The sequence below is a fragment of the Allobosea sp. P4_E12 genome (assembly GCF_056401655.1).
Map to the genome: position 1 here is coordinate 32656 of NZ_JBFUIY010000037.1, position 25960 is coordinate 58615.

At 61.2% G+C, this 25960-nt stretch carries 29 protein-coding genes and 1 pseudogene; 19 read left to right on the forward strand and 11 right to left on the reverse strand.

Features of this window, described 5'->3' with window-relative positions; all coding sequences use genetic code 11:
- Nucleotide 1 precedes the first annotated feature (1 nt).
- From AC1DW9_RS30575 to AC1DW9_RS30585, 3 genes are all read right to left on the reverse strand, one after another.
- Nucleotides 2-547: a hypothetical protein gene (locus AC1DW9_RS30575; protein WP_476776938.1), complete on the reverse strand. Its 546-nt coding sequence runs from the start codon at nucleotides 545-547 to the stop codon at nucleotides 2-4.
- A 614-nt stretch (nucleotides 548-1161) separates the two neighbouring features.
- Nucleotides 1162-3099, reverse strand: coding sequence for an AAA family ATPase (locus AC1DW9_RS30580; protein ID WP_476776939.1), 1938 nt, complete (start codon nucleotides 3097-3099; stop codon nucleotides 1162-1164).
- Nucleotides 3100-3155: 56 nt separating this feature from the next.
- On the reverse strand, nucleotides 3156-3500 hold the full coding sequence (locus AC1DW9_RS30585; RefSeq protein ID WP_476776940.1) for a DUF6634 family protein: 345 nt from the start codon (nucleotides 3498-3500) through the stop codon (nucleotides 3156-3158).
- Between the two features lie 889 nt (nucleotides 3501-4389).
- Between AC1DW9_RS30585 and AC1DW9_RS30590 the strand changes: the two genes are divergently transcribed.
- From AC1DW9_RS30590 to AC1DW9_RS30615, 6 genes are all read left to right on the forward strand, one after another.
- Complete coding sequence (locus tag AC1DW9_RS30590; protein ID WP_476776963.1) at nucleotides 4390-4635, forward strand: helix-turn-helix domain-containing protein; 246 nt, start codon at nucleotides 4390-4392, stop codon at nucleotides 4633-4635.
- Between the two features lie 279 nt (nucleotides 4636-4914).
- A complete protein-coding gene (locus AC1DW9_RS30595) occupies nucleotides 4915-5283 on the forward strand; it encodes a hypothetical protein (protein ID WP_476776941.1) in 369 nt (122 codons plus the stop codon).
- A gap of 159 nt (nucleotides 5284-5442) precedes the next feature.
- A complete protein-coding gene (locus AC1DW9_RS30600; RefSeq protein ID WP_476776942.1) occupies nucleotides 5443-5703 on the forward strand; it encodes a DUF6894 family protein in 261 nt (86 codons plus the stop codon).
- Nucleotides 5704-6372: 669 nt separating this feature from the next.
- Nucleotides 6373-6672 carry a PepSY domain-containing protein gene (locus tag AC1DW9_RS30605; RefSeq protein WP_476776943.1) on the forward strand — a complete coding sequence of 100 codons (300 nt, stop codon included), beginning with the start codon at nucleotides 6373-6375 and terminating at the stop codon, nucleotides 6670-6672.
- 11 nt (nucleotides 6673-6683) lie between these two features.
- Complete coding sequence (locus tag AC1DW9_RS30610; protein ID WP_476776944.1) at nucleotides 6684-7220, forward strand: hypothetical protein; 537 nt, start codon at nucleotides 6684-6686, stop codon at nucleotides 7218-7220.
- Between the two features lie 192 nt (nucleotides 7221-7412).
- Nucleotides 7413-7700 (forward strand): DUF6894 family protein, encoded by a 288-nt coding sequence (locus tag AC1DW9_RS30615; protein WP_476776945.1) that lies wholly within the window; start codon nucleotides 7413-7415, stop codon nucleotides 7698-7700.
- Nucleotides 7701-7852: 152 nt separating this feature from the next.
- Here AC1DW9_RS30615 and AC1DW9_RS30620 read toward each other — a convergent pair whose 3' ends face one another.
- Complete coding sequence (locus AC1DW9_RS30620; protein ID WP_476776946.1) at nucleotides 7853-8293, reverse strand: HD domain-containing protein; 441 nt, start codon at nucleotides 8291-8293, stop codon at nucleotides 7853-7855.
- 921 nt (nucleotides 8294-9214) lie between these two features.
- On the opposite strand from AC1DW9_RS30620, the gene AC1DW9_RS30625 reads away from it, so the two are divergent.
- The gene (locus AC1DW9_RS30625) at nucleotides 9215-9616 is read left to right on the forward strand and encodes a PRC-barrel domain-containing protein (RefSeq protein ID WP_476776947.1); all 402 of its coding nucleotides are present in this window, start codon (nucleotides 9215-9217) and stop codon (nucleotides 9614-9616) included.
- Nucleotides 9617-9693: 77 nt separating this feature from the next.
- Here the strand turns inward: AC1DW9_RS30625 and AC1DW9_RS30630 are convergent, their stop codons facing one another.
- Complete coding sequence (locus tag AC1DW9_RS30630; RefSeq protein ID WP_476776948.1) at nucleotides 9694-10014, reverse strand: DUF7696 family protein; 321 nt, start codon at nucleotides 10012-10014, stop codon at nucleotides 9694-9696.
- Between the two features lie 146 nt (nucleotides 10015-10160).
- Between AC1DW9_RS30630 and AC1DW9_RS30635 the strand changes: the two genes are divergently transcribed.
- From AC1DW9_RS30635 to AC1DW9_RS30645, 3 genes are all read left to right on the forward strand, one after another.
- Entirely contained in the window at nucleotides 10161-10427 is a 267-nt protein-coding gene (locus tag AC1DW9_RS30635; RefSeq protein WP_441508705.1) for a hypothetical protein, read from the forward strand.
- A 299-nt stretch (nucleotides 10428-10726) separates the two neighbouring features.
- On the forward strand, nucleotides 10727-10975 hold the full coding sequence (locus tag AC1DW9_RS30640) for a hypothetical protein (RefSeq protein WP_476776949.1): 249 nt from the start codon (nucleotides 10727-10729) through the stop codon (nucleotides 10973-10975).
- Between the two features lie 367 nt (nucleotides 10976-11342).
- The gene (locus AC1DW9_RS30645; protein WP_476776950.1) at nucleotides 11343-11564 is read left to right on the forward strand and encodes a hypothetical protein; all 222 of its coding nucleotides are present in this window, start codon (nucleotides 11343-11345) and stop codon (nucleotides 11562-11564) included.
- Between the two features lie 14 nt (nucleotides 11565-11578).
- Here the strand turns inward: AC1DW9_RS30645 and AC1DW9_RS30650 are convergent, their stop codons facing one another.
- Nucleotides 11579-12025, reverse strand: a complete 447-nt coding sequence (locus tag AC1DW9_RS30650) for a low affinity iron permease family protein (RefSeq protein WP_476776951.1) — start codon at nucleotides 12023-12025, stop codon at nucleotides 11579-11581.
- A gap of 69 nt (nucleotides 12026-12094) precedes the next feature.
- A complete protein-coding gene (locus AC1DW9_RS30655) occupies nucleotides 12095-12601 on the reverse strand; it encodes a YciE/YciF ferroxidase family protein (RefSeq protein WP_476776952.1) in 507 nt (168 codons plus the stop codon).
- 366 nt (nucleotides 12602-12967) lie between these two features.
- Here AC1DW9_RS30655 and AC1DW9_RS30660 point away from each other — a divergent pair, with 366 nt between their 5' ends.
- On the forward strand, nucleotides 12968-14491 hold the full coding sequence (locus AC1DW9_RS30660; protein ID WP_476776953.1) for an FAD-dependent oxidoreductase: 1524 nt from the start codon (nucleotides 12968-12970) through the stop codon (nucleotides 14489-14491).
- Between the two features lie 27 nt (nucleotides 14492-14518).
- The gene (locus AC1DW9_RS30665) at nucleotides 14519-15142 is read left to right on the forward strand and encodes a cysteine hydrolase family protein (RefSeq protein ID WP_476776954.1); all 624 of its coding nucleotides are present in this window, start codon (nucleotides 14519-14521) and stop codon (nucleotides 15140-15142) included.
- Nucleotides 15143-15380: 238 nt separating this feature from the next.
- On the opposite strand, the gene AC1DW9_RS30670 is transcribed toward AC1DW9_RS30665, so the two are convergent.
- Nucleotides 15381-15677 carry a hypothetical protein gene (locus tag AC1DW9_RS30670; RefSeq protein WP_476776955.1) on the reverse strand — a complete coding sequence of 99 codons (297 nt, stop codon included), beginning with the start codon at nucleotides 15675-15677 and terminating at the stop codon, nucleotides 15381-15383.
- Nucleotides 15678-15914: 237 nt separating this feature from the next.
- Here AC1DW9_RS30670 and AC1DW9_RS30675 point away from each other — a divergent pair, with 237 nt between their 5' ends.
- From AC1DW9_RS30675 to AC1DW9_RS30685, 3 genes are all read left to right on the forward strand, one after another.
- A complete protein-coding gene (locus AC1DW9_RS30675) occupies nucleotides 15915-16466 on the forward strand; it encodes a phosphatase PAP2 family protein (RefSeq protein ID WP_476776956.1) in 552 nt (183 codons plus the stop codon).
- The gene (locus AC1DW9_RS30680; protein ID WP_476776957.1) at nucleotides 16463-17365 is read left to right on the forward strand and encodes a DUF6328 family protein; all 903 of its coding nucleotides are present in this window, start codon (nucleotides 16463-16465) and stop codon (nucleotides 17363-17365) included. The genes AC1DW9_RS30675 and AC1DW9_RS30680 overlap by 4 nt, the downstream gene beginning before the upstream one ends.
- Nucleotides 17366-17948: 583 nt before the next feature.
- The gene (locus tag AC1DW9_RS30685) at nucleotides 17949-18224 is read left to right on the forward strand and encodes a hypothetical protein (protein WP_476776958.1); all 276 of its coding nucleotides are present in this window, start codon (nucleotides 17949-17951) and stop codon (nucleotides 18222-18224) included.
- A 148-nt stretch (nucleotides 18225-18372) separates the two neighbouring features.
- Here the strand turns inward: AC1DW9_RS30685 and AC1DW9_RS30690 are convergent, their stop codons facing one another.
- Entirely contained in the window at nucleotides 18373-18684 is a 312-nt protein-coding gene (locus AC1DW9_RS30690; protein ID WP_476776959.1) for a DUF1236 domain-containing protein, read from the reverse strand.
- Between the two features lie 375 nt (nucleotides 18685-19059).
- Between AC1DW9_RS30690 and AC1DW9_RS30695 the strand changes: the two genes are divergently transcribed.
- From AC1DW9_RS30695 to AC1DW9_RS30710, 4 genes are all read left to right on the forward strand, one after another.
- Entirely contained in the window at nucleotides 19060-19653 is a 594-nt protein-coding gene (locus AC1DW9_RS30695; protein WP_476776960.1) for a hypothetical protein, read from the forward strand.
- A gap of 1059 nt (nucleotides 19654-20712) precedes the next feature.
- Nucleotides 20713-21882, forward strand: coding sequence for a zinc-dependent alcohol dehydrogenase (locus tag AC1DW9_RS30700; protein WP_476776961.1), 1170 nt, complete (start codon nucleotides 20713-20715; stop codon nucleotides 21880-21882).
- A 225-nt stretch (nucleotides 21883-22107) separates the two neighbouring features.
- Complete coding sequence (locus AC1DW9_RS30705) at nucleotides 22108-22743, forward strand: hypothetical protein (protein WP_476776964.1); 636 nt, start codon at nucleotides 22108-22110, stop codon at nucleotides 22741-22743.
- Nucleotides 22744-22799: 56 nt separating this feature from the next.
- Complete coding sequence (locus tag AC1DW9_RS30710) at nucleotides 22800-23750, forward strand: DUF72 domain-containing protein (RefSeq protein ID WP_476855278.1); 951 nt, start codon at nucleotides 22800-22802, stop codon at nucleotides 23748-23750.
- Nucleotides 23751-24180: 430 nt separating this feature from the next.
- On the opposite strand, the gene AC1DW9_RS30715 is transcribed toward AC1DW9_RS30710, so the two are convergent.
- Nucleotides 24181-24768, reverse strand: coding sequence for a DNA-3-methyladenine glycosylase (locus AC1DW9_RS30715; RefSeq protein ID WP_476855279.1), 588 nt, complete (start codon nucleotides 24766-24768; stop codon nucleotides 24181-24183).
- A gap of 128 nt (nucleotides 24769-24896) precedes the next feature.
- A pseudogene (locus tag AC1DW9_RS30720) lies at nucleotides 24897-25942 on the reverse strand (aldehyde dehydrogenase family protein).
- Nucleotides 25943-25960: the final 18 nt, after the last annotated feature.

A 25960-nucleotide genomic window follows, 5' to 3' on the forward strand; every position in this document is an offset into this window, starting at 1 on the left:
ACTAACGAGACTGGTTACCCGTTGCTGACCGCGTGCCGCGGTTTTGCATCGGGAGATCGATCGTCAAATCGCGGCCGCGCGGGAGCATCAAAATGCCAGACTGGATCAACGCGATGGCCGCTCGAACGCCGCGATCGCCAAGCCCGCTAGCCTCTGCGATATCCCGAAGCGTCACCGTCGGTCCAAGATCGGCGAGGATCTTCGTGACCAGCCTCTGCGCCTCGAGGTCATGATCCCGGCCGCAATCGAGGATGAGCTTCGCGTTCTCGAGCGCGATCGGATCGAGCGACTCATAGGTCACCGTCCGAAACTCGTCGGCGACTTTGGAGCCATGCTCGGCCGCGATCGTTTCCACGATCTCGATGGTGTCGTCACGCAGCAATGCCTCGTCGGAGTGCTTCACAGCGTAGGCAACGCGGTGACGGTCGCGCTCCTCGGCGACGATGTCGAACGTGTATTTCCGGATCCTTCCCCGCCACTGGTAGTTGACGGAGACCTGCTCGCGGATCGTCACGACGTCGGGCATCGAAATGAGGATGGTCAGCAAGGCCAGTTCCGGATTGCTCTCGTAGACGTAGCGGCGACGGCGGAAGGGATCGGTGAACTCGCCTACTGAAGCCCCGTGCTTCTTGGGAGACGGGCGGCGACCCGGCGACGTCGAGAGATAGTGGATGCCGGAGAGCTCGCCTGACGCTGCCGCACGCGGAACGCGAGCGGAAGGAGAAGCGCTATATTGACAAGCTCCTTTCCGAGCCAACCACGCACCAGTTTCCGTCGGTGATCTGTTTCAGTTTTCGCTGCCTGGCGTTCATGACAACCTCCATCGTCCCGGCGCGTCGGCACGCGTCGAGGGCTGACCTCCGGAAGCGAGCGAACGCCTCCGGTGGAAATGACGAAACGGACCGAAGTCCGGTGGCGTCAGGCCGATATGACGAGGAGCGTGTTGTGCTTGGCGCCGAGAGAGGCGTGGACGAATGCGTTCGACATCTTCTTGCCTCCTCTGGCTGCGGCCATCTCAGCGAGATGGCTCGGTTGGCGAATCCTTCGCGGCAGAGCCGGAAGGGGGACGAATCCCTCAGGGCACCGACCGGTACCGGGGGAGGGCGCTCCAATACCACGCCTCCGGTGCAGGTCTATAGCTCGAAGGGAGCTATTTTCGCCTTATTCCCCGTCGGCGCCGCTCATGGTTGACGCCAGGTTGAACGGCTCATGAGAATGCGGCCCATCGCCTGAAATGACCCCGCGCGACAAAGCTCGTCCTATATCGTCGGCAGTGGCGCGACCCCTGTCTCGAAGCTCGCTCGCGATCCTGTCCAAAGCCTCACGGTGTCCGTTGAGGAGATCCTTGGCGCGTCGAAGGCAGCCATCCAGACGAGCGTCGACGCATTTGCGAAGCAGAGGATCGGCGCGGATCAACGACATGATCTCCGGGGGGGTATTGGATGATCGGTAGGTGAGGCTGTCCCCCAGTCCGAGCGACGTTTCCATGCTTCCGGCCAGCATGGTTGCCAGATGCAGGTCGGATTGGTCGCTGCCACCCCCGCCACCGCCATGCTCGCCAAGAACGATTTGCTCGGCGGCTAAGCCTGCGAGCAAAGTTGTGATCTGAGCCAGGTATGGAGCCCTTGTTCTCTCGGCTCCGGGTGAATGTTCGAAGTCAGTCCGCCCACCCGATCCATCTACCGCGACTTCGCGGTAGATCCGGACGTCGACGGGAGTGCTGCCGGACTCGTCCCGCAGCAAGTATCCGACTACGGCGTGCCCAGCCTCATGTACGCTGGCGCGCCGATATGCGGCATCCATCAGCCGTACGCGCGCGGGCAGGCTTGCGAGAAGATCTTCAATGACGAGGGCGCGGCGGTCCGACCTCGCCTTCCGTCTGGCGTCGCGCACGATTTGCTCGATGACAGCGCCGGTCGCTCCCTCGATGCCAGCCGAAATGCCGGATAAATCAGCCTCAGGTAACGCAGAACTAAGGTGATGACGCAGGATGCCCTCGCGGGCCAGGGCATCGGGCAAAGGAATTCGAATGTGTCTATCGAGGCGCCCGGGTCGCAGGATCGCGGGATCGATCTTGTGCGGTAGATTGGTCGCTGCCACGACGACGACGCCCTCGCGGGTCTCGGCACCGTCCAAGCACTCGAGAAAGCCGTTGATCACTTCCCGGCTGTACTGCTCGTTTCGGCCGCTGAGATTTTCGCGGTCCCCAAACGAGTCCACCTCGTCGAGGAAAAGGATGCAAGGCGCGGTCTCTTTGGCCTCGGCGAATGCGGTCCGCATCGCCTTCTGGAGGTCGTTCAGGTAACCGCGCGCTTGCCATCGCGCTAGGGAATGAACGTGGATCGGTACATCGCAGGTCCGGGCCAACGCACCGGCGTAGATAGTCTTGCCGACGCCCGGAGGGCCGCTGATCAAGACCCCGCGATCGACGTCCGCCCATGTGATGGTTCCCGCACGATAATCGGCGAGGTCTGCCGCCAGCTCGTGCCCCCATGTCGCCGCTGCGCCGAGCCCGGGAAGATCGGAGAGTGACGGCTCGACTTGCGCCTTGATAGGAGCAAGTTTGGAAGCGGAAGCGGCGGCCGTAAGCCCGCGCAGCCTTCGAAGAACCCACCCAATGTTGCGACCGCGCTTCAGGGCCGCGCCGAGCAGGTGTAGCGGTGCTCCGATCGCCGGAGCGAGGTCATGATCCGCCGGAACACGGCCCAACACGATCTGGAAGGCGCCCCGCAGGGCTCGCAAGTCAACGGGGCCCACCTCGATGATCGCATCTGCGACGAGACGGAACGTGGGTGGGATATCGCGTTCTCGGGACACGAAGCCGAATAGACGTTCCGTCTTCGGCAGGAGGGCCTTCAGCGACTCTTCCGGTGGCCGGAGCCCAGGTTTCGGTGGTTCTCCCGTCCAGTGAACGACATCGAAGTCGTCGGAATAAAAGGCTACCAGATGCTTCTTGAGCATCTCTCGCGCAGCGCTGATATAGATCTCGGCATCGACCACAGGGACAATGAAGCCCACGATGCCCGGTTGTCGGAGCAGAACATGGTGAAGGCCCGCGCGACGCAGCGCTCGGACAATCAGGGTCCGGGCCAGGATCATGCTGGCATCCCGGGGGCGGCGATCAGCGATCCTGCGCCTTTCGAAGGAACGCGGGCTCATCGGAAGTCCCGCCGGTCGGAGAGGAGATGCCGACGACCCAGTTTATACACTCGGTTGATGGTTCGCGCGTAACCGAGTTCCGGTGCCAGAAAAAACAGGTTGGAGGTTCGAGCCTGACGGCCGTCGGCAATGGTCGGATTTCCATGAACTTTGCCGATGAGGGCAATTTCTGGCCGCTCGGCGAAGCTCCAACCATCAAGAGTCGGCGCGGTGGCAAGTGCGCGCTCATCGGGATGATCTCCAACTCGTATGCGGTCGAGGTCCTGATAGAGATCACGCAGGCGCTCGACTTCTTGCGCGAGCAGCGGAACGGGGTGTCGGTCAGAGAAAGTATAGATCACAGGCGTGCTCCATCGATCGCGGTCCCGGTAGCGGGGTACCGACGGTGCGAGGTGGAAAGGAAAGGGGAGGGCGGTTCTGCTGTGGGCGGACGGCTCGGGCGCCCAGCCGCGAGCCGTCAGCCTATAGGCGGCAACGACACTCGGGTCAGCGGGCCGATCGGGCGCGAGATATCTATCGATAGGGCCTTCGCGGCGGCGAGCGAAAGAACCGCTCGGATGGGGTCCTGCGTTCCCGGCGCGTAAGCTGCGCAGTCGCCCAGATACGAGCTCCCGCCATTTTCTGTCAGGTGCTGTGCTAGAAGAACGCGGGCCATCGGTGGGACGGGATACCGGGAGCAATCGGCGATCAACGCGGAGCCCTCGAGATGAGGTCTACGTCGGAGCCACCGTTCGCTGACGACGAGGAGGTTCGCATGGCGCCAATGGTTGCATAGTCTTCGGCGGAAACCGGGAAGTAGTTCGAATCCATCAGGTATTGCCACGATCGACAGAATCCGATCCGTTAGCCGGACGGTTCGGACGACCGATCCCGGCGGCGCATCGGACAATTGAAGGATTGAATCCTCGCGAGTGTTTTTATGGAAATCGCGGACGCGTGGATGCGCAAGCAACCGAGTGTCGAGCGCATCGCTCAGAGGATCGTCTTTTTCGTAAGGACCGGCAGCTACTTGGACGTTCGGTATCGCGGGTGATGAAGTATTCATGGCAAGCTCCGCCGTCGTCCGGAATCTTGTTCCGGCGCTGTTATCAAGTATCCGTGTGACTCAACGCGGGGTGAGAATGGTTGCGAAGAAGAGGATGCGTGATGCCAGGCGATAATCAGGCGCTCTCTGGGGCGCGAGATTCGAATGGCATTTTCATCCATAATGGTCGAATCCTCCCCGGGAACATGGTTAGCGGGCGCCTAATCGCCGCGGCTCGGGGGCTGCTCGGCTGGGACCAGTCCGCGCTAGCGGAGCGAGCGGGGATAACGAGACATACAGTTGCAGACTTGGAGAGAGATGGACGGCGTCCCCACGCACGCGTTCGGGAGGCGGTGCTCGGCGCTCTCGAGGAAGTCGGGATTCGGTTTGTCGAGGTTGATGGAGCCCTCGGCCTGGTCCTGAACGCGGATCACACGGCGAGGGCAGAATAGCTCGATCTGGGCGCGAGCAGGTCCGAAGCTTGTTTGCCGCAAGTATTGCAGGGGTCGGTATCAAAGGCGCCCTGGGCATCTTCTGAGGATGATGCAGCTCCGACCAGAAAAGCACCCAGTTCGGAATGTTGGGTGCTTGTCTGGCGAATATCTATTGCTTCGGCAGTCCAAATGCGGCGGCTCAGCGACCGGCACCAGCGCGGGGGGTGGAGTTGTCTCACTCGCGTCGGTGCCAACGAGGCGTTAGAATGTCGACTTCTCGGTTCCAAAGAGGGGAGCATGAACGAGGAGTTCGTCCGCCGAGTGCGCGACGCCGCTCAGGCGGCCGACAATCGTAGAACACGGATTCTGCTGGCCCTTGCCGAAATCGCTGTCGCACCGACTAGGGCGAGCGAACAGATCAATGCGTCCCCGACGGACGCAGGACGCCGCGACCCGTCCACGGCGTCGGACCCCTCGCCTGACGAGAGGATGGTCGTCATCTCTATGCAAGAGCTCGCCGAGCTCATCGAGGCCGTCGCGCAGCCTCTATCCTTTGCGGAGGCGCTCCGGGAGGCTGGGTTCGTACCCGCCACCGCGCCAAAGCCGACGCTTCGTCGCGGGAATGCGCGGAATCCACTAAGGCGATACCGAGCCGACGAAGCGTGACGGTGGGCTGAGCAGCGATGACGGCATCCGGGTCCCCTTCCAGACGTCTGCACGAGCAAGGCATGTTTCCGATAGCAATTCTGCCGCCTTGGAACGGGCGCTCTCCAGACACGTTCTGTAGTGAGAGCCGGACCCGTTTCCGGTTAGCCGGTAACGAACATGACCCGTTATTTCTTCGACAGTTCGGATGGCGACTTCGTTGATATCGACGAGGACGGCATCGAACTTTCCAGCGACGGCGAGGCGCGGCTATCGGCTTTGGACGCATTGCCGGATATGGCGCGCGCGGTGATGCCAAATGGCGACTGCCGGTTGTTCACCGTTAGCGTCCGCCGGGAAGATGGGGGCGTGTTACCGGGCGAGCATGGAACTTACCGCAAGCTGGACCACAACGGAGGTCGACATGGCACATGCAGATAAAAGCAAGACGGCAGGTCAGCCCGGGAGGACGAGCGATGGGGTCCCACGGCCGGGAACAGGCATACCGACGGACGATCGGGCAACTCCCGCGGCGGATGGGGGCGTCGCTTCGCCAGCAAAGGGCGAGCCAAAACCCTCGAGCTCGCCGAGCGCACTCGACCCTGGGCGGCCGGTTAAGAAAACCTGATCTGCGGGCCGCTTACGCCCCAGGATTCTTAGCGTGCGCGCAGCCTGGGCTGTCATGAGTGAACCTGCCCCGATGTTGCCACGTCATCGGCGCCCCGGTGGATCGATTAGGGGGCGGGCGATCGGTTGTGGTGCTGTTGTCTTTCGAGCCTGTCACGCTCGATAACAAGCACGATGACCGCTCCAACGGGTCCCAAACTGCTGACCCGGCCAAGTTGACTTGCCGCCGCCTTGACCAGTGGCTCCCTGCCTTTGCCTCCCGTGCTCTGCGGAGATGGGTCCACCGCGCACGCGGCAGATCATCAGTAGCTGAGCAGGTAGCCTCTGCCACCGATCAGACCGCCGGTCGGCCGCGTAGGCCGAGTGCGTGCAGCCTGAAAGCGGAGGCGCCGTCCGTCAAACCACCGCAAAAGTTAGCTGGAACAAGTGCGTAACATTGCCGTTTTAGTGGGCACATCTGGCAACTGTTTCAGGGAGATAACGATGAAACGGACGTTCATCGCGGCGGTGTTCTGCGGGGCCACGATCCTGGCTGCTCAGGCGCAGACGTCGACGACCGCGCCAACTCCTTCCCCAAATGCTCCAGCCGATGCGAACGCGCCGCTGCCCGGTGCCAACAGCTTTACCGAAGGCCAGGCGAAGAGCCGCCTCGAGGCGAACGGCTACACCGCAGTGTCCGAACTCAAGAAGGACGACAATGGCGTCTGGAAGGGCAGGGCGACGCACGACGGCCAGCCGGTCAACGTGAGCGTCGATTACCGCGGCAACATTACGCGCAACTGAGGATCTGCCAGATGACCCAGACCATCACACGTTCGTACGATACCTACGAGCAGGCTGAATCCGTGGTTCGAAAGCTGAAAGACGCCGGCGTCGCCGATTCCGATATCAGCCTTGTCGGCCGTCACGCCGATGCCGATGAAAGCCACGCGGGCGAGGGAGCAGGAGTCGGCGGCTTGATCGGCGGTGCCGCCGGGCTGCTGGCGGGCCTCGGCCTGATTGCGATCCCCGGCATCGGCCCTGTGGTGGCCGCTGGCTGGCTTGCGGCTACCGCCGCGGGAGCCGCGACCGGCGCCGTCGCGGGGGGGCTTGTGGGCGCCCTGACGAGTTCGGGCGTCGATGAAAAGGACGCCCATTACTATGCAGAGACGGTGAGGCGAGGTGGCAGCGTTGTGGCTGTTCGGGCAACCGACGAACAGGCACCTACGGTCGTGGCAATCATGGACGGCGCGACACCCATCAACACAATCGACCGCCGTGCTGCCTATGAGAGGGAGGGCTGGACAGAATTCGATCCCGAAGCTCCGCCATATGTGCGGCCCTCGATTTAACTGACCAGGAGGCTCCGGCAGCAATGACGGGGCCTCCTTCAGCAATTGAGCACGCGGCTGGTTGACTAGGAGTTTGCCCAACACCCCGCGCCGCTATCCCTATCGATCACCTTCCCAGCGGTGGCCGCAATGAGACGAATTGAACGCGCGGGGGGATCGGGAACTTGGCGACCTCGCCACGGATGAAAATGCATGGCCCAGTATTTTTTCGACATCGAGATCAACACCGAACTGGTCGTAGACGACGAAGGAATAGACCTTGAAGATCACGTCGCCGCACGTCTTTCGGCGCTTTCAAGTCTCGGCGACATCATCGCCGAGCATATCCAGACCAGTGACGATCTGAGAGTGGATATGAGAATCCGCTACGCTGATGGAACCCCCATTTTTGCAGCCAAGCTGACGCTCAATAGCCAGTGGCTAACGCCAGTTCCCCCCTCTCAACCTCGGCAGACGGTGCCCCGCAAGACGGAACCGTGAGATAGGCATCATCTGGAGTGGCTGCCTGCTGGAAACTGCGGTCTCCAACCGGAAGCCACAATCAGGATGCCGAGGCGGCGCCAAGCACATTCCGAGGTGACCCGAAACGGAAAGTGCGATCTCGCGGTTGGATGGGCCAAAGCTGAAGCGCATTAGACCGGCAGCGGCGTTTCGTGGATTGCGCGAAGGCCAGCGGCATATTTTCGGCCCAAACGGTCACGGTCGCTAACATTCGCCAGCCGAGCCTTTGCCATATTATCGAGAAGATCTGCCTGCTTCACAAAGCGCGCCTGCGGGTGATTGGCCGCGCGGCGCACGAACGGGATGTACTCCTCGCCATCTCTGCGGGTGAGCGCGTCAACGGCAGACACCACTGCCTCCGAGAAGCCCTCGCGTTTAAGATCGTCGAAGGTCCAGTCGGAATCCTCAACCACATCGTGGAGAGCGGCAATTATTGCATACTGCTCCTGGCCGGCGGAGAGGAACCGGGCCATCAGGCGCATCGGATGGGCAATGTAGGGTTCGCCAGCCTTATCCTTCTGGCCTTCGTGAGCCTTGGCGGCGATCTCGATGGCGCGAGCAAGAGTGCTCATTTCCTTCCCCCAGAGTGCTCCTAACCTTACTGTCGCGATGCACGCTTTGCCCCTTCGACGTTCGCTCTTGGTAGGAATTCCGGCCCCAGTTCGAGCGACCCAGATCAACTCTACTCCATCGCGAGCGTCTGAAGCCGCGCGCCCCGCTGCCCGTTCCGCGCCGTTGCCCAGATTCGGGGCCCCGGACGCCAAAGTAAGGCTCCGAAACGACGCGTGTTCAGCCCGTCTTATGACCCCATTGCCCGCTTGGCTTGCCGCACCGCCTCCATGCATTCGGCCTCTCGACCCGCGCGATCCAAACCCTTCGCTCGATCGAGAGCGGCGGAGGCCTCAACTTTGCTCGTACTAGCCGGCGGCCGAGTACCCTTTGCCTGCTCCGCAGCGGTGGCCTGGCCTTCGGTCTGGCGACGGACATCTTCCGGCGACGTCGCTTTACCCTGAGCTTCGCGAGTCATAATTTCCGCTGGCGGGTGCTGGACTTGCGCTGCGCGAGGCTGGCTTGAACCCGAGGCGCCCGCCGTTGGTCCAGAACCCGCATCCGTGGCAGCCAACGTTTTTGTGAGGGCGTCGACTTCGCCGGTGCACGGACCAGCGAATGCTGTGCTGGCTTGAAAAGCAATAGCCATAGCCATGGTGGCATAGGGTGAGAGCTTCATGATCGTTCCTCCCGTTGCTTGAAGCACGGACGACCGCGACCACGAAACGCCCGACGTTTCGGTAGGTTCCGAGGTTCGAAGTTCAGGTGTTGTTCCCTCGACGGGACGAGAAATGGGGCGACTCGCAGGTTTGTTCCGCACTGAATTCAGTCGATCAATGAGCGCGGCCATTAGGGCCGTCGGAACAGATTGGGGTTCCAGGAATTACCTTTCCACCCTGCCGCAGCAGACCCGGGCTGCGGGTCCAAGAGAAGGACATCCGACGATGCGCGCCACCACTTTCGCTCTAGCCGCAACCCTGCTTTCCGGCGCGGCGTTTGCGCAGACGGCACCCGTCCCAGCGCCCGCTACGTCCCCCGTATTCGTGTCCGTGGACGAGGCATCTGCGCTTGTCAGCAGCCTGAAGGGCCTCAATGTCAAGAATGCCGGTGATGAGAATGTCGGCGAGATCGAGGATGTCGTCATCGCCGGTAACTCCCTTGCCTCCTACATTCTGTCGGTCGGCGGGTTCCTTGGTATGGGCACGCACTACGTCGCGGTCAGCCCGAGTGCGCTTGCCGTCACTTGGAATGCGACGGACAAGAAATGGAACGCTCGGATCAATGCCACCAAGGAGCAGTTGAAGGCGGCGCCGCAGTTCAAATACGAAGGCCGCTTTGCAAAGTGAAGCGGATCCGAGTGCAGGCGTGGAAACTCTCGCGTGTTGGAGCGTTACTCTCCGCACCTCACATTGAACTTGGCCCGTCACTCCAAAAGGGGTGGCGGGCCCCGGGCTTTGATTTGCAGCCGATCAACTTGAGCACGGCGACGGCAGCCTCTCCGGGGATTTGACGCCTCGGCTTTCGCGATCGATGGCGCCGGAAGAAATTCGGCTCGCTCCGCCTCCGGCATGCCAAGCAGATGCTCGATCTCGCATTCATGGCGCCATGCCTCGGAACTCGTCGAGACCTCTCGATCGGCAAGGAACGACCACGCAAAGCGGGGAGCAGCAGACACGGAGCGTCTACTGCGAATTTCCTTCACTTTACCCGCACCAGATTGAGACGGAACAGACTTCGGATTCATTCGTTTCCACGGCGTGCTGGCCTCGCCATTCTCCTCGGGACCGCACGGCCGCGGGCCCCGCCGCTGCCATACGGCGGGGTCTCCGCGCCCTTTTCCCCTTGCGTTGTTTTGATGGATTGTAAACTGTGTATCGCAGGGGAATAGCGATGCCGTTTCGTTCCATTGTGGCCACTCCGGAAGAACTCGCCCTGATTGTGGCCGCGTTCGAGAAGGCTTGGAGCGAGATCGATGCGCGAGGATCGTTCGACGTATTGAAGGCCGCCGGCCAGCGTGAGCGCCTTGGCTACATCGTCGCCGGATTGTGGTCGGCGGGCGAAACGATCGATCTGGCCAAACTCGCTGTACTACGGTTCGATGAGACCGCTATGGCTGACGCTCTCGAACGCCAGACGGTCATTCCGAACAAACCCTGACAAATTGGGGCTGCGGTACGGAACTAGGCGCTTCACGATGGGTTCGCTATCGCGTGGTGGCGTTGTCCACATCCGGCGCCGTCACGGCGTGGGAGCCCCGCCGCTATTCCCCCCGGAACGGCGGGGCGACTGCCGGGGCCTTTTTGTTTCTGGCTCCGTCCAGGAACACCCTGAGCCACCGTCCGTTTTAGTGGCGTGAGGGCGTTGAGCGATTGACAACTCAGCGGCCGCAACCCTCGCAGCCTGGGGCCGTGCCGTTGCCAAGCGGCGGGGCCTTCATATCGCTTCGGATCAGGCGGATGGACAAAAGCCATGCCTCAAATACGTGGATTTTTCACGTTGTCATGCCACTGACCGCGTTGCGATTTCTGTCTCGGCTCCAGGCGATGGAGGATTGGCTGAGCGAGTGGGAAATCCCCTATGAGGTGGTGCCACTCCATGCCGATGATACAGTCCTGTTGATCAGGTTCCCGACCGAGGACTTCGCGCACGCCTTCATCGCCGTGGAGAAAGAGATGGCAATGGCCGCTTTGCCGGGCCTGCACTGAGCGTGCCCACTGCGCCGCATCTAGCCGAATGAGCAACGTCACCAGCTCCGCCTGACGCCTGGTATTGGTTTTCCCGAACACCGTGGCGAGCTGGCTGCGAATGGTATTGAGGCTCACTTCCTACTTTCGGGCGACATCGGCGGGCGGGTCACCGCGGGCCAGAGCAAGGCGGGTCTCGGCCGCGGTCAGGCCGAACAGGCGCCGAAGCATGAAGGGATTCGGCTCACTTAAAATTCTAACTCTGGAGCCGAGGTGGCGTGTTCCTTTGACAGGCAAAAGAGGGCCAGACCGGGATCGGTGGGGTGGGATGTGCCCAGTCTACCCCAAAGATATGACTCGGGGGGCACGCATTGGGAGGACGATTGTCATGCCTGGGAAAGCCAAGGTGGTCCGGAAAATGGCCGACATGCTGAACCGCGTTGCTGGCGACTATACCAATCCTGCCGCACTTTATCGCGCCGTTCGAGAGGTTCATCCAAAGGGGTCAAAGAAGCAGGTCGCACTCGCGGCCCTGGCCGCCCTTATTGTCGGGGCAGCAAAATCCGGCGAGCCAAAGAGTACAAAGGCGCAGGGCACACCTGGTGAGTGACCCTCTCGAGTTCTTCAGAAGCCACGGCGTCCTTCAATGGCGTCGGCTGCTGGGGCTTGTTCCTCCCGGGCTCGCTTGGCGCGTCGCTCGAATTCGGTGCGAAGAGCCTCGAGTTTCTCTTCGTCGAGTTCCTCAAGGTCGAGAAGCTCTTCACGCGCTCCCTCCAGCCGGACGATCAATTCATCCAGCTTGATCTGCATCGCGCAGGTATCGCGGTTTTGGCTGTTCTGGATGATGAAGACCATCAAGAAGGTGACGATCGTCGTCGAGGTATTGATCACCAATTGCCAGGTGTCGTTGAAGCCGAAGAACGGCCCGGACAGCGCCCAAATGGCGATGATGGCGAGCGCCAGAAAGAAGGTTTGTGGCTTCCCTGCCCACCGGGCGGTGGTCTGCGAAAGCCGGGTGAACAGCGAAGCATCGCTTCCGAGGTTGCTCACTGATTCCTGATAATTCGTCATCGAAGGCGGCTCCCATCGATAGGTCAAGAGGGGAGCCCCGGCTGCGCCCCGGAGCTCCGTGGCCTAAGGCTATGCGGCCTTCGCCATGGCGGATTTGTTGACCGAACTCGCTGCGAGCTTCGAAAGTGCCTCGTCGGTTTGCGACTCCTCGTTGAGCGTCTGATCAAGCAGCGTCACCGCGTCCTTGAGGCCAAGTTGCGCGGCCCACGCCTTCAGCGTGCCGTACCGTGCAATCTCGTAATGCTCGACGGCCTGGGCGGCCGCGAGCAGTCCTGCATCCATGGCCGGGCTGTCGGCATAGTCCTCCATGACCGCCTTGCCTTCCTCGATGATGCCGAGGATGGCATCGCAGGTCTTGCCGCGCGCCGCTTTACCGGCGATCTCGAACACCTGAGCGAGGCGCTCAACATGCCCTTCCGTTTCGTCGCGGTGCTTTCCGAAGGCTGCCTTGAGTTCTTGGGACTTCGCTGCTTTCGCCATTTTCGGCAAGGCGCGCAGGATCTGCTTCTCGGCATAATAGACGTCTTTGAGGGTGTCGATGAACATGTCGTTGAGGGTTTTTGCTTCGGCAGCCATGGGCTCTCTCCCGGGAAAAGAGTTCGGAAAGCACCACGAACACCGCCGTAACCAAATTGTTCCGGGGGAGCGGGCCAGGCGTCGAACGCTCACTCCGGCCGGTCTCCGAGCTGCCGGGAGCGTCGCAAAAAGCTAAGGCCATGTCTCGAAGGGCCCTGGGCCTTATGCGCGGCTGAAATCTACAGCCGTTCTCCAATCGCCAGTGGGCGAAAAGTTCACAGCGGAGATCCGCTGTTGAAACCAGGACGGCACATTGATCAGTCGTCCGAGGGCCCCGGCCTGACTTTCGGAGAGTCGTCATTCCTCTCTTCTTGCCGAACCAAAAACGGGAGTTCGCGTTCCTCCTCGTAGGGTGGAGGTTTTCCGATGAATGCGATGGACGAACACAGCCGGTCGGTCTGGATGGACGTGAAGGTTGCAAGCCATGCCCGCCCGCTCGAGAAGGATCTCGCGATTGATGTGGTCGTGATTGGAGCCGGCATTGCCGGTTTGTCGATCGCTTACGAGCTTTTACAGCGAGGGCTGTCTGTTGCGGTTCTGGATCGCGGGACGATTGCCGGCGGAATGACGGCGCGAACCACAGCGCATTTGGCCCCGATCTGCGACGACTCGTTGGCGGAACTGGTGTCGATGAGAGGCACCGAGCTTTCCCGAGGATTTCAGGACAGCCAAAGCGCCGCGGTCGACCGAATCGAGGAAATTCAATTCAGCGAGGGCATCGAGTGTGAATTTCGCCGCCTTGACGGAATCCTGTTTTTGGACCCGACAAGTGACAAGAACGTCCTGGATGACGAAATCAAAGCCGCCGCAAAATTGGCAGTCACGGTCAAGCGCGGAAAAGGGCTTCCGCTCGTCGGCCTCGAAGACACGCCCTGGCTCCGATACCCCAATCAGGCGACGTTCCATCCCCTAAAGTACTTGCAAGGCCTTTGCGACGCGATCGAAGCGAAAGGCGGGTTTCTCCATCCCAATAGCGCCGTTGATGAGATCCAGGAGCAGGGGGCTGGGGTGCGGGCGAGGCTGGCGAATGGCCCTCGGGTAGCAGCGTCATCTGCGGTGGTCGCCACCAATTCGCCTATCCACAAGACCACGCGCTTTCACACCAAACAGGCGCCGTATCGCACCTATGCGATGGCCTTTGACGTCAAAAACGGGGAGGTTGAGGACAAGTTATACTGGGACACCCTCGACCCCTATCACTATGTGCGCATTACAGCCGGGCCCAAGGGGCGTGACCGACTTATCGTGGGGGGCGAGGACCACAAGTCTGGAGAAGCCGACAATGCGGCCGCACGGTTCGTCGCACTGGATGCCTGGATCCGAATGCTGGTGCCCACCCTCGGAGAGGAAACCCATCGCTGGTCCGGTCAGGTCATGGACACGCTCGATTACAGTGGGTTCATTGGGCGGGATCCCGATTATCAGCGAATCTACGTCATCACCGGGGATTCGGGCCAGGGCATCACCCACGGTGTTGTTGCCAGTTTGATGATCCCGGCGATGATCGCCGGTGATGAATGCCCCTATGCCTCCGTGTACGATCCAGCACGCAAACCGCTCAAAGCGGCAGGCAGATTCATGTCCGAGAACATCACGGCCCTCTCGAACGCCGCTTCATATCTGGCGCCCGGCGAGCTTACTTCGGTTGAGGACCTTTATCCCGGGGAAGGTGCAATCATTCGAAGTGGTCTGACCAAGATCGCCGCGTATCGCGACGCGAATGGCAGAATATATCAACGGTCAGCGGTCTGTACGCATCTTGGCTGCCATCTACGGTGGAACAGCTTTGAGCGATGCTGGGATTGTCCCTGCCACGGCTCCCATTTTGCACCGGATGGAAGCGTGCTGAACGGACCAGCCGTTATGGCGCTTCCCGAGGCCGAGAACTAAACGACCCGCGTCTGATCCGGAGGGCCCATGTCGAGTGCCGAGCGGCTGCGCTTATCGCCGAGATCCGTCCATATCTGTGTCGATATGCAGCGGTTGTTTTCCGCCGACGGCCCTTGGCCGACCCCATGGATGGATCGGGTTCTTCCAAAATGTGCCGAACTGGCCGCACTCACTCACGACAGGACGATCTTTACTCGGTTTATCCCTCCTCACACGCCGGAGATCGCGCCTGGCGCTTGGTGCGGTTACTATCGGCACTGGCGGAACACGACCCTCGACCGATTGGATCCCCGCCTGGTGGATCTCGTGCCCCAACTAGAAGGATTCGCTCCCCCCGCCCTTATCTACGACAAGCCGGTATACTCGGCGTTCGGTGGGCATAAGCTCGCGACCATGCTCAGGGAATGGCGGGCCGACACTCTCGTGTTCTCAGGGGCCGAGACAGATGTTTGCGTCTTATCGACCATCCTGGCGGCGATCGATCTTGGTTTTTATGTGGTAGTTGCGCGCGACGCCGTTTGCAGTTCGTCAGATGAAGGTCACGATGCTCTCATCAGGATGTTCGAGTGCCGGTTCGCGCACCAACTGGCGATCGCAGACACCGAAGAGATCCTGGGGGCTTGGCGTCAGGTGTTCGACCCCGGACTTTGATGGTGGACAGGGTCGGTACGACGGAGTCAGTCAGTGGAAATACAAATTTGTTCCAGAGAGCCTAAGTGGGCTGTTGAGGCGCTATGGAATTCATCCGAGGATCGGTCGAAGAGTCGAAGAAGCGGCCTCGACCACTGATCCGCCGACCCGGCCGCCGTCCGCGTGCGCAACATTGGATGAGTCCCTGTAGTATTTGACTCACTTCCTCCTTGCCCAGCTCGGCGCATCCATTCACCGTCTAGTCCTTTTTCAACTTCCCAAGGTTTCCGGGGAGACCGGAGAATGGCAGATCATCCTTGATCAGGAAGCTGCTTCCGCTTACTGCCCCTTCCTCGCTTCCCATTTCTGGCGACGCCAGCATTTCAGCAGCGACCGTGAGGATTCCCGGCGGTGGTTCGCTGTCTTCCTGCAAGTGCCATTCGACCGATTCCCGGCTCTCCCCGCATCGTTCGGCTAGGGTGGCGATCCAGTCTTCCCGGGGAAAGCGGGCGGCCATTCTGACAGCGAGTTCGCGGCCCGTTTCGATAGGCTCCATTGGTCTCATCGTTCTGGCTCCAACTCGAGGATGTTTCGAGGAACTCATCCCGGGAGCCCGGTGTTCCGCCGAAGAATTCAGATCGAGCCGATTCGATCCTGATTGGTCAGGAGCAAGTCCTGTCCCGGGGCCGAAGGAGCCTCAGTTCAATATCTTGAACCCACCGACCGGACGCAGTGCCGAACAAATCCCTCTCTGGTTAGTTCTGAGGGCTAGCTGGAGCGGGCACTTCACATCATGCGGCGATGGCGAGTACCAGTTTTCCCTTTCGATCGGGCTATCGCCCGCGGAATCGCGCATCAAACTGCGCCTGCCGTGGAGCGCCCTTTGCGATTAGCAACGCTTCTGGCTGACGAGCGGCTCTTGTTCGTCGTGGCTTTCGGAATATGGGTCCCGGCCCAAAGCGGACCTCGACGGCGACGCTTGGCGGCAAGGCACGTTCTTCTCAGTGTCGTGGTGAGTTCGCTAGTGCCCCACATTTTGAAGCGCATCTTCGATCAAGAGCGACCTGATCGGATCGAAGTCCAAGGACCGCGCCGCGGGATTCCTCGCTCCGGAAAGGCTCTCGACTCATTTCCATCAGGGCATGCGGTTCAGATGGGCGCCTTGGCGGCTGCCCTCGCGCGTAACTGGCCGCGATATTCGGTCTGGTCTTGGAGCGGCGCAACGTTGATTGCGCTTACGAGGGTTGCATTGCTCGCCCATTGGGTCAGCGACGTGCTGGCAGGAGGCGCCCTTGGGATAGGGATCGAATATCTGTTGAACTCGCTCGATCGAGGTGAAAGTTGACCCCGTCACTGGTCGCCAAGACGAAAACGGCGCTCGATGAATCGCGCATGCTGATGCTGGGAGCCCAAATTTTGCTGGGCTTCCAGTTTCACGCACCGTTTCAAAGCGCCTTCTCTTCCCTATCGCCCGCCGAGAAAGCGCTCGAACTCGGCGTTCTCGGTCTGATCATTGGCGTAATCGGCCTCCTGATCATGCCGAGTTCGTATCATCGCATCGCACTTGCCGGTGAGGCGAGCGGCAGGCTTATCGCCTTGATAGACCGCGTGATGGTCGCCACGCTCGTGCTGTTCGCGGTCGCGATGGGAACCGATCTGGGTCTAGCTGGTGCGCGCATCGCCGGTGCCGCTTGGGGGGGCTTTGCGGCGTTCTGCGGCTTCGTCGCGAGCATTGCGATCTGGTTTGGTCCCTGCCTGGTTCGCGCTCAGGAGTTAGCCATGCCGACATCGGATGAAAAGACACCGACCGCTGCGAAACTGGACTATGTACTCACTGAGGCGCGTGTCGTGCTCCCCGGCGCCCAGGCTATTCTGGGCTTTCAATTCGCAATTGTTCTGACAAAGGAGTTTGCGGAACTGACTTCCGACCTGAAGCTTGTCCATGGCTTCTCTCTGGCCCTTATCGCGGTCGCCACGGCACTATTGATCGCGCCGGCGGCCTATCACCGGATTGTTTACGGCGGACGGGACGATCCCGATTTCCAGCAAGTCGCGAGTAGACTGATTTTGCTGGCGACTGTGTTTCTCGCGCTGGGTATTTCGGGTGACGCCTATCTGGTGGCATCAATGATCGCAGGCAATGGTCGCTTATCGGCGGCCTTCGGAGTTATTACGGCGACGGTCCTTCTGGGCCTTTGGCATGCTTGGCCTTGGTCGAAGGCTCGGCAGGTCCCGGGTGCCTGATGGGCTTTGCCGGCTGCTGCGCTTGGCGGCGTTGCGTGCCGCCCACCTCACGGTCTTCGCCGCGCCGGGCTGACGCTATCATCGGTACGCGGCCCGGTTCCGTTGAATTCGGAACAAGTTTCTGAGCTGAACGTTCGCGGGGCAGCGGGAACCGCGGAGCGTCGCAATGCTAATGGTCTCGGTGGGAGCGCTATCGATCCTCGCCGGTGTTCTTGTGCTGGTCGCCAAAGCTGTCTGGAAGGGGCCGATGAGCACAGGAGACCGCGCTCATGCTCGCGACACACGGCCGACGCTGGAGCCTCCGGGGAGTGGGATAACCGTCTTCGCCCTATCCAGAAATTGGCTTGGATTGGCCCTCATTGGGGTAGGGGCTTTGCTGCTTCTGGCAGGGGCACTCTGACGGGAGAGGGGCTCTCACTGGCCTTCTCCACCCGCCCTCGAAGGCCACACGGCCTAAGGCCCGGCTGGGATTGCCCTACTGCGGGGCTCCCTACTCACCATGGCGTCGCCCTCAAGTACAATAGAGGGACGGATGCATTGGTGGCAGCATGGCGAATTCGATACGCGCACTTGAAGTTGCGCCATGACGCTGATCCAGAAACGTGGACTGACACGTCTGATGCTGCGGCTCCCGGCTTTGCGTGCCGCCTTTGAACAGACCTCTGATGACGCCTTCCTTGATCTCTGCGAAGCGTACGAGCTGGTGTGGAACGGGCTGGATTACTGGACCCGGTCGGAAGCGCCGGAACGCGCCGGGCGGATTATGGAATACCAGGAATTGGTGGCGTCATTGGAGTCGGAAGCGCTGCTCGCAGCGGCCGGAGAGGGCTCGACTGCCACTGCATCCAACAGCTCCTGACTCTGAATGAAATACTGCAATCGGGGGAACACGGGCGTTTCCCCCCCGGAGCGGCGGGCCGTTTGGCTCGCCGCCCCTCAACGCTCACACGCGGGTGAACTCTAGAAAAATCCGCCCCGGGCAACATCGGGATCGATCTTTCGGCGGTTCATTCAACGATATGAATGACGCGCCGGGTCGTTGGCTCGACCAAAACCACGTGGTCATTGGTGTAGACGTAGCGGTACTTGCTGACCGATGGCCCCCAATCTTCTGGGACCGGCGCCAGTTCGACGTCGGAGCCGAGTGTTGATCCCACGGTGACCTTTTCCTTGATTACCGTTGGCTTCACCTTCTCCTTGACCACGTACTCTTTGATGCGAGTCTGCTCGGGCTGGCCGATGGTGACGCTAACCTGCGCGAATGCCGTCGTGCCCATGACCCCCAGGGCAAGGACGGAACCGAGGATTGCCTTCTTCATGACGTTCTCCCTGAAAGCGACTCCTGTTGGATTCGCTTCCGCAGCAACGCCTAAACTTTAGACAGGTTCCAGACGGGACTGTACTGTCCTGCTGCTGCGCGCACCGCAGGGGGATAGTGAATGCCATTCCGGTCCATCGTCACTACGCCCGAGGAACTCGCGCGGATCGCCGCGGCTTTCGACGAGCGTGGAGCGAGGTCGCGCCAAGCATCGACCCATTGAGCGCCTCGCCTCAGGCCAACGCGAGCGTCTTGCCGCCATCATCACTGTATTGTGGTCGGCGGACCCCACCGTCGATTCGGGCTAAACTCTAGGGCCGCTCGACGGTACGATGCCTCCCGGGCTGTCGTTCTCTAGGCTCGGGTGCTTGGCTCCATGCGCCGCGCCGAAGCCTTATGGCAGGACCGCGACCCGGGCGAGCAATGTGACCAGCTCCGCCTGACGCTTGGTATTGGTCTTGGCGAAGAGTGCGGACAGTTGCGAGCGAACGGTCGAGCGGCTGAGGTGCAGCTTACGGGCGACATCGACCGGCAGATCGCCGTTGGCCAACAGAAGCGCAAGCCGCGTCTCGGCCGTAGTCAGACCAAACATGCGCTGAAGCATGAAGGGGTTGGGTCGCAGGTGAGCGTCAAGATCGACCAGCATCACCAGACTGGTACTATCGTGCGGTATACCGTCTGCGGCCTGATTCAGGACGAACGGTGCTTCGTGTTGGTTCCAGATGACGACCCAACACAATGGACCCAGCGGCGGCCGGTGTGGCGCCCGCGCCAACAATTGCATGAAGGCGCTCGTCAGTTGATCAAACTCTTCGCCCGAACTGGTCTTGCAGCGCAGAATCAGCCGGGCCGCGGCGTTGGCCTCGACAATCCTGCGGCGGTGCTCGACAACGAGATACCCACATCCGAGGCGGTCGAGCGTGCTCAGGGCGAAAGCGCCTTGATAATTCCTCCGGGAGGCGACCCCTGACTTCCCCCCGTCCTGGTCGGCTGGCACACTCCTGGGTAATTCGCATGGCTCGCAGGTCATCGATTTCACCTTACCCCCCAAGCTATCCCGTTTTCGCCTGCCCCCATCTGGACGCACGTGTCTCTAACTTTGGGGATCTTTGAGTGTTCCTCGCCCGGGGGAACGATTTGTCGTGGCCCGGCGTTTGGGACGGAGCTGAAGTAGCTGTTGTGCACGCGTCGCGTTTTGCGTGTCGGCCTGGGGCCGAGATTGCATGGACCGGTCAGCAAGGCCCGGGATACCCGCCAGCGAGCAAACTGCGGCAGGCGTCGTTCAAGGGGCTCCGCGGCGATGCAGATGCTGCGACTTATTAGAACCCCGACCTTCCTGATAGCATGCCCACCCCGCGGCCGGTCCGAGTGTAATAATGCCCACCAGCAACCCTCTTTCGTGGAGCGCTGAGAGCCTCCGGCGCACTATCGGGACAGCAGACGCTGGGCGAATTTAGTGGCTTGGCAATAGGGTTAGCTACATTGCCCGTCGGAACCCGCATGTGCCTGAGGTAACCCGGCTTAGACCCGAGTAACGATCCCGAAGGGGTGCCCGTGAGCCTAGGTCACCTCATTACCGGAGCGGCGCCCGTCTTCGAGATCACCTCCTTGCCAGGAAGGCGAGCAGGGCGGCGATAGCGAGCCGTAGCGCCCCTTGCCTGGGCGACGGGGGGATTGGACGCTCCGGCAGAGCGAGGTCTCGGTCGATCCCGTCTTCCAGGCGGCGGGGAGGTTGCTGAGAAGCATGGGATCAAAGGGCCCGGAGCCTCAAACGACATTCACGCCATGAGGCTGCGATATGGCCACTCCGCCTTATCACGTCGGTCGTTCAGACAGTGACCCATGAACACATCGCGGCCGATGGAATGGTTGGTAGCCCCTCGTCATTGAGCATGGCCGCTGCTTCGGTATGGCTGCCAGAATAAGATCATTCCGTCTGGAACCCTTACCTCCTGAGCCTGTTTGCCTGTGGGGGCATGGTGGTCGGTATTCGGGTTGCCGACCTGAACTCGTATGAGGAGCCAAACCGATGCGCGCATTATGCTGGCACGGCAAGGGCGACGTTCGCGTCGATACAGTCCCGGATCCCAAGATCGAGCACCCCCGTGATGCAGTGATCAAGATAACCTGCTGCGCGATTTGTGGCTCGGATCTGCATCTTCTCGACGGCTATCAGCCGACGATGGAGAGCGGCGACATTCTCGGCCACGAGAACATGGGCGAGGTGATTGAGCTTGGCTCTGAAGTCACCAATCTGAAGATAGGCGACCGCGTCGTCGTGCCTTTCACAATCAGTTGCGGGGACTGCTGGTTCTGCCGGCACGGCATGTTCTCAGCCTGCGATCGGACCAATCCCAATGCCAAGATGGCAGCGAAGGCGATGGGCCAGTCGCCCGCAGGATTGTTCGGATTCAGTCATATGCTGGGTGGCTACAGCGGTGGCCAGGCGGAATATCTGCGCGTGCCCATGGCGGATATCGGCCCGATCAAGGTCCCCGACAGTGTTTCCGACGAGCAGGCCCTGTTCCTCTCTGACATCTTCCCGACCGGGTACATGGCTGCCGAGAACGCCCAGATTCAGGACGGCGATACCGTCGCGATCTGGGGCTGCGGGCCGGTGGGCCAGTTCGCAATCCGCTCGGCCTTCATGCTGGGCGCCGGCCGGGTGATCGCCATCGACGAGGTCTCGGAACGATTGGCGATGGCCGAGGCCGGCGGCGCCGAGACCATCAACTTCTCGAAGTTCGACGTCTATGACGAGCTGATGGTGCGGACGAAAGGCCGAGGACCCGACAGTTGCATCGATGCCGTGGGCTGCGAAGCCGCGGGCCACGGTACGGCGGACGCCATCCTCGACAAGGTCAAGGCAGCGACCCTTCTTGCCACGGACCGGGTCCACGTCCTGCGTGAGGCCATCATGTGTTGCCGCAAGGGGGGCACAATCTCGATCCCGGGCGTCTATGTCGGCATGGCCGACAAGATCCCGATCGGAGCCGCGATGAACAAGGGCCTTACCTTCAAGATGGGGCAGACCCACGTCCAGGCCTATACGAAGCCGCTGCTTGCGAAGATCGAGGCAGGCGAGATCGACCCCAGTTTCGTTATCACGCATCCGGCGAGCCTCGAGGACGCGCCCGAAATGTACAAGAAGTTCCGCAATAAGGAGGACGGCGTCATCAAGGTTTTCTTGCGACCGTAGTTTTGACCTCCCGTGCCAACTCGGGGAGCAAAGTGATCGAGGACGCGGCGGGCCTGATGGGCTAGCAGGGTGGACGAAAGGGCAGGGCCCGGAAGCGAACCGTGCCATCCCCGCGTGTGGATGGCCCTGCTGGTCGATGGTGCCCTGCCATCGAACCCGAAAGCGGAACATACGCGAACGGTCCAGGTTGAAATCTCGACCTTCTGGAAACGTGAGTTGAGTCGGATGACGTCCAGGCGGAGCATGAACGCTTCCCCTTCGTTGGTTGCCGAGTGGCCGCTACCGTCTTCTGCGACGCTTGGGTCGTCGGTGCGGGCGAAGGGGATCGAACGCGAAATTCGAGGCCGGCTGCCCTGGGCAGCGAGGACGTGTATCACGGCTGCGACGGGGCGTATCGCATTGCGCATGTCAGAGGCCGAGACAGATGCGTTCAGGGTCGCCTCCGCGCGCATCTCCGAAGTGCTGGGCGGGATCGCGGGGCTGCCCATACTTCCAAGTGAGGCGGAGGATATTCTGACGATCTCTTCCCGCGAGCGTCACAAGTGGGTGAAAGACGGGCGCCTCAAGAGCATCGGGACACGCACTGTCAAGTTGCGCGGGCGCGCAAAGGCCGTGACGTTCCACGTCTTCGACCCGCGGCAGATCGAGGCCGTGCTTGATGGGGACCTGCCGGCCATCTGGAGAGAGGAAGATGCGCAGGCGCTCGCCGAAACCCGGCGGCGCGCGGCGGGGAAGGCCGCACTGACGCGTGCGGGCAAGCCTCAGGGCAAGGCCGGCGGCACCAGGAAGGCCCAGGAGGACGCACCGGGGTCGCAATTGGATGGCTGGGATGTCTTCGAGGCGCAGGGACTGCTGCGCTAGCAGAATCCCAAACTGACCACCCAGCTTCACCCGCATAACGGTCGGTCAGAACAATGATGGATACGCAAGCCGCGAAGCGGAAAGCACCCGGATCCGATGAGCGTCGTGAACGGCGGCGGCTGCGCAGAGAGAAACAGCGGACAGAGAACATTGGGCGCGCCAAAGAAATGCATGCCGCTCGCCTGGCGGGGACAGTTGCGGAGAGCGGGAATAGCTCCTGTTTGGAGGCATCGGTCTATGTCGGTTGCTCCGGATGGTTCTACTGGAAATGGGGTGGACAATTCTACCCGGCGCAGATGCCAACGGGCGAATGGTTCAGCCACTACGCGAAACAGTTCGACACTGTCGAGATCAACGCGTCATTCTATTCGTGGCCGACCGTTGCAAACGTGAAAAACTGGCTTCGTCAACCCGGCGATCGCAATTTCATCTATACGATCAAAGTATGYGAGCTGATCACTCATATCAAAAGGTTTGAGGGCACCAAGACCCTCGTAAAGGATTTYGGGGCGATAGCCGACATTCTCGGGGAACGAATGGGCTGCTTCCTTTTCCAGCTTCCGCCGAGCTACAMGTTCACMAAAGTGAGGCTGAMCAGGATTCTGAGCCAGCTCGATCCGGCGCGGCGCAATGTCGTGGAGTTCCGYCACGCGAGCTGGTGGAATGAAACGGTGTACTCGGCTTTTCGYGAGACSGGCACGATCTTCTGCTCATGCAGCGGACCGCGCCTTCCGGATGACTTGGTGCGGACAGCCGATGAAATCTACCTTCGTCTCCACGGTCCGCAACGATGGTACCGACATGATTATTCAGACGACGAACTGAAAATCTGGGCCAACAAAATCCGAGTAAGCGGTGCCAGGAGAGCGTGGATCTACTTCAACAACGACTATGAAGGTTTTGCGCCCAAGAATGCTCTGGCAATGCGACGCTTGCTCGAAAGTCGACTGTTACACGATCAGCCGCCTGTTGCCGCCGAGCCTGGCGGCAAGGCACCGGATGCGTAGATCCGTGCCGGAAGCCAGGATCATTCCCATTGGTTACCTCGTCGCGTAGTGCACGATGATCCACGCGAGGCCAACCAATAACAAGCCGCCGATGAGCACAGCAAGAACCGGGCGGCCGAGAAAACCCTGTCGTCCCTCGACTGGGGTCTCTGCGGCGGGATGGGCATTCGAATGGTCTTCTGCGTGCATGGGCATTATCGCCTGCCCCCCCGGCGTTTCACTCTGCCGATGAGCCCGTTCCGCAGTTTTGCTGGCATCATTGTTGGAAGGGTCGCCCATATTCGAGACCTCCGATGGTTTCCCAGAGCCCTTGCCCACAGAATGTGCCGCGATGCTCTTGCAAGGGAGACGGTTGGCTCGCCCCGATGTTCCCGAGGGATGCGCCTGACCGAGAGTTCTTCCCCCCCAAGGGCTTTCGTCAGCCCGGGCATCACCTCTCGTCGGTTTTCCCGGCGTTTCTAGGCTGCTGTGGAGTAAAGGGGCGGCTCCAGAAGCGTGAATCACGCAGACCGAAGCGCCAGGGCCGCTCGGGCGCTTTGGAAATGCCTATGCGAGTGCCGCTCACGAGTGAGGGCCTTTCACTCGGGGCTTGAACGAAGAAAGGGGGTTCCGTCAAAATCAGGCCGTTGTAGACATCGGTTATTCCAAGCGCCCTTGCCAGCCGCCCGGGTCCGGAGCAGAGGTTTCTCTCCGTCCCTCGCCGCCTGATCATCTTATCGATGCCGACCTCCGGGGCTATCGCGCGGATCAAAACGGCGCCATGGCCCTCCGCGACGACGTTGAAACACCAATGCAAGCCGTAGGAGCGGTAGACATAGGCGTGCCCAGAATTGCCAAACATTGTTGCGTTGGCGGGAGTGCGGCCGCGATAGCTGTGTGATGCGGGATCGTCACGAAGATAGGCCTCGGTTTCGACGATCGTGCCACCCACACCGTCAACAAGCAGCAGCGCTCCGATCAGCTCCTTCGCAAGCTCGACGGCATCAGCGCACTCGAAAGAGGCAGGCGAATGAGGCATCTGGACTCGTCACGGCCCTTTTCATCACTGGTACGTCGGCGGCAGCCGCCGGAATGTTAGAAGAGAACAGCGGGCCTTACCTATTGATCCCGCGCCGAATGCTCATCGATAATGAGAGCGCTGTGTGCTCAGTTCGGGCGCATGACGGATTTGAGGTTCATGAACTCGTGAAGACCGTGAGCTCCGAGTTCTCGTCCGTGACCAGACGTCTTCATGCCGCCAAACGGCACCTCGGGCGAGGAGGCGAGCATCTGGTTGATCGCAGTCATGCCAGCCTCGATCTCGCGCACGAACCGCTCCTGTTCGCCGACATCAGTCGTCCAGACCGACGAGCCCAGTCCATAGGGAATGGCATTCGCGATCCAGATCGCGTGGTCGATGTCCTCAGCCCTGCACAACATCGCAATGGGGCCGAAGATCTCCTCTCTCATGAGATCGCTATCGAGCGGTACGTCGACCAATATCCCGGCTGACATATAGGCGCCTTTCCCGGGGAGCGCCTCGCCGCCGAACAGAAGCTTGGCGCCCGCCGCCTTCGCCGCGGCGAGCTGGCCGAGGACCGTCTCGCGTTGCTCCAAGCTCGACAGCGGGCCCATGTTTGACGCCGCGTCCATCGGGTCCCCCGCCTTCACGGCCTGCATCGCAGCAGAGAACTTCTCCCGGAATGTTTCGTAGATGTCGGCATGGACGATCATCCGCTTGCCGCAAATGCACGACTGGCCACTGTTTTGGATGCGGGCCGTCACGGCTTGTTTCACCGCCGCGTCGAGATCGGCCGACGGCATGACGATGAAGGGGTCGGAACCGCCGAGTTCCAGTACGACCTTCTTCAACGCCGCGCCCGCCTGCTCGGCCACTGCGCGTCCGGCTGCCTCGCTGCCCGTTAGCGTAACCGCGACGATGCGCCTGTCCGCAATGAGCCGGCGACGGCGGAGGACTTGACGGCAAGATTCTGGAACACGCCGTCGGGTGCGCCGGCGGCGATCACCATCTCCTCCATCAGCCCGGCGACGCCCTGAACGATGCTGGCATGCTTTAGCAAGCCGACATTGCCCGCCAGGATCGTTGGCGCAAGGAAGCGGACGGCCTGCCAGTAGGGGAAGTTCCAAGGCATGATCGCCAACACAGGCCCCTGCGGCAGGTAGCGCACCTCTGCGCGGCCGCCGCTCGCCATAGCGATCTCGGTCGGCTC

Bases quoted from the DNA above. Each gene is read 5' to 3' on its own strand.
- AC1DW9_RS30685 (WP_476776958.1), top strand. From the start codon at position 17,949: ATGACGCTGATCCAGAAACGTGGACTGACACGTCTGATGCTGCGGCTC.
- AC1DW9_RS30590 (WP_476776963.1), top strand. From the start codon at position 4,390: ATGGTTAGCGGGCGCCTAATCGCCGCGGCTCGGGGGCTGCTCGGCTGG.
- AC1DW9_RS30580 (WP_476776939.1), bottom strand. From the start codon at position 3,099: ATGATCCTGGCCCGGACCCTGATTGTCCGAGCGCTGCGTCGCGCGGGC.
- AC1DW9_RS30625 (WP_476776947.1), top strand. From the start codon at position 9,215: ATGCGCGCCACCACTTTCGCTCTAGCCGCAACCCTGCTTTCCGGCGCG.
- AC1DW9_RS30675 (WP_476776956.1), top strand. From the start codon at position 15,915: ATGCGGCGATGGCGAGTACCAGTTTTCCCTTTCGATCGGGCTATCGCC.
- AC1DW9_RS30615 (WP_476776945.1), top strand. From the start codon at position 7,413: ATGGCCCAGTATTTTTTCGACATCGAGATCAACACCGAACTGGTCGTA.
- AC1DW9_RS30610 (WP_476776944.1), top strand. From the start codon at position 6,684: ATGACCCAGACCATCACACGTTCGTACGATACCTACGAGCAGGCTGAA.
- AC1DW9_RS30660 (WP_476776953.1), top strand. From the start codon at position 12,968: ATGAATGCGATGGACGAACACAGCCGGTCGGTCTGGATGGACGTGAAG.
- AC1DW9_RS30700 (WP_476776961.1), top strand. From the start codon at position 20,713: ATGCGCGCATTATGCTGGCACGGCAAGGGCGACGTTCGCGTCGATACA.
- AC1DW9_RS30640 (WP_476776949.1), top strand. From the start codon at position 10,727: ATGGACAAAAGCCATGCCTCAAATACGTGGATTTTTCACGTTGTCATG.
- AC1DW9_RS30695 (WP_476776960.1), top strand. From the start codon at position 19,060: ATGCGCCGCGCCGAAGCCTTATGGCAGGACCGCGACCCGGGCGAGCAA.
- AC1DW9_RS30690 (WP_476776959.1), bottom strand. From the start codon at position 18,684: ATGAAGAAGGCAATCCTCGGTTCCGTCCTTGCCCTGGGGGTCATGGGC.
- AC1DW9_RS30635 (WP_441508705.1), top strand. From the start codon at position 10,161: ATGCCGTTTCGTTCCATTGTGGCCACTCCGGAAGAACTCGCCCTGATT.
- AC1DW9_RS30655 (WP_476776952.1), bottom strand. From the start codon at position 12,601: ATGGCTGCCGAAGCAAAAACCCTCAACGACATGTTCATCGACACCCTC.
- AC1DW9_RS30670 (WP_476776955.1), bottom strand. From the start codon at position 15,677: ATGGAGCCTATCGAAACGGGCCGCGAACTCGCTGTCAGAATGGCCGCC.
- AC1DW9_RS30595 (WP_476776941.1), top strand. From the start codon at position 4,915: ATGAACGAGGAGTTCGTCCGCCGAGTGCGCGACGCCGCTCAGGCGGCC.
- AC1DW9_RS30620 (WP_476776946.1), bottom strand. From the start codon at position 8,293: ATGAGCACTCTTGCTCGCGCCATCGAGATCGCCGCCAAGGCTCACGAA.
- AC1DW9_RS30705 (WP_476776964.1), top strand. From the start codon at position 22,108: ATGACGTCCAGGCGGAGCATGAACGCTTCCCCTTCGTTGGTTGCCGAG.
- AC1DW9_RS30630 (WP_476776948.1), bottom strand. From the start codon at position 10,014: ATGAATCCGAAGTCTGTTCCGTCTCAATCTGGTGCGGGTAAAGTGAAG.
- AC1DW9_RS30665 (WP_476776954.1), top strand. From the start codon at position 14,519: ATGTCGAGTGCCGAGCGGCTGCGCTTATCGCCGAGATCCGTCCATATC.
- AC1DW9_RS30645 (WP_476776950.1), top strand. From the start codon at position 11,343: ATGCCTGGGAAAGCCAAGGTGGTCCGGAAAATGGCCGACATGCTGAAC.
- AC1DW9_RS30600 (WP_476776942.1), top strand. From the start codon at position 5,443: ATGACCCGTTATTTCTTCGACAGTTCGGATGGCGACTTCGTTGATATC.
- AC1DW9_RS30715 (WP_476855279.1), bottom strand. From the start codon at position 24,768: ATGCCTCATTCGCCTGCCTCTTTCGAGTGCGCTGATGCCGTCGAGCTT.
- AC1DW9_RS30650 (WP_476776951.1), bottom strand. From the start codon at position 12,025: ATGACGAATTATCAGGAATCAGTGAGCAACCTCGGAAGCGATGCTTCG.
- AC1DW9_RS30605 (WP_476776943.1), top strand. From the start codon at position 6,373: ATGAAACGGACGTTCATCGCGGCGGTGTTCTGCGGGGCCACGATCCTG.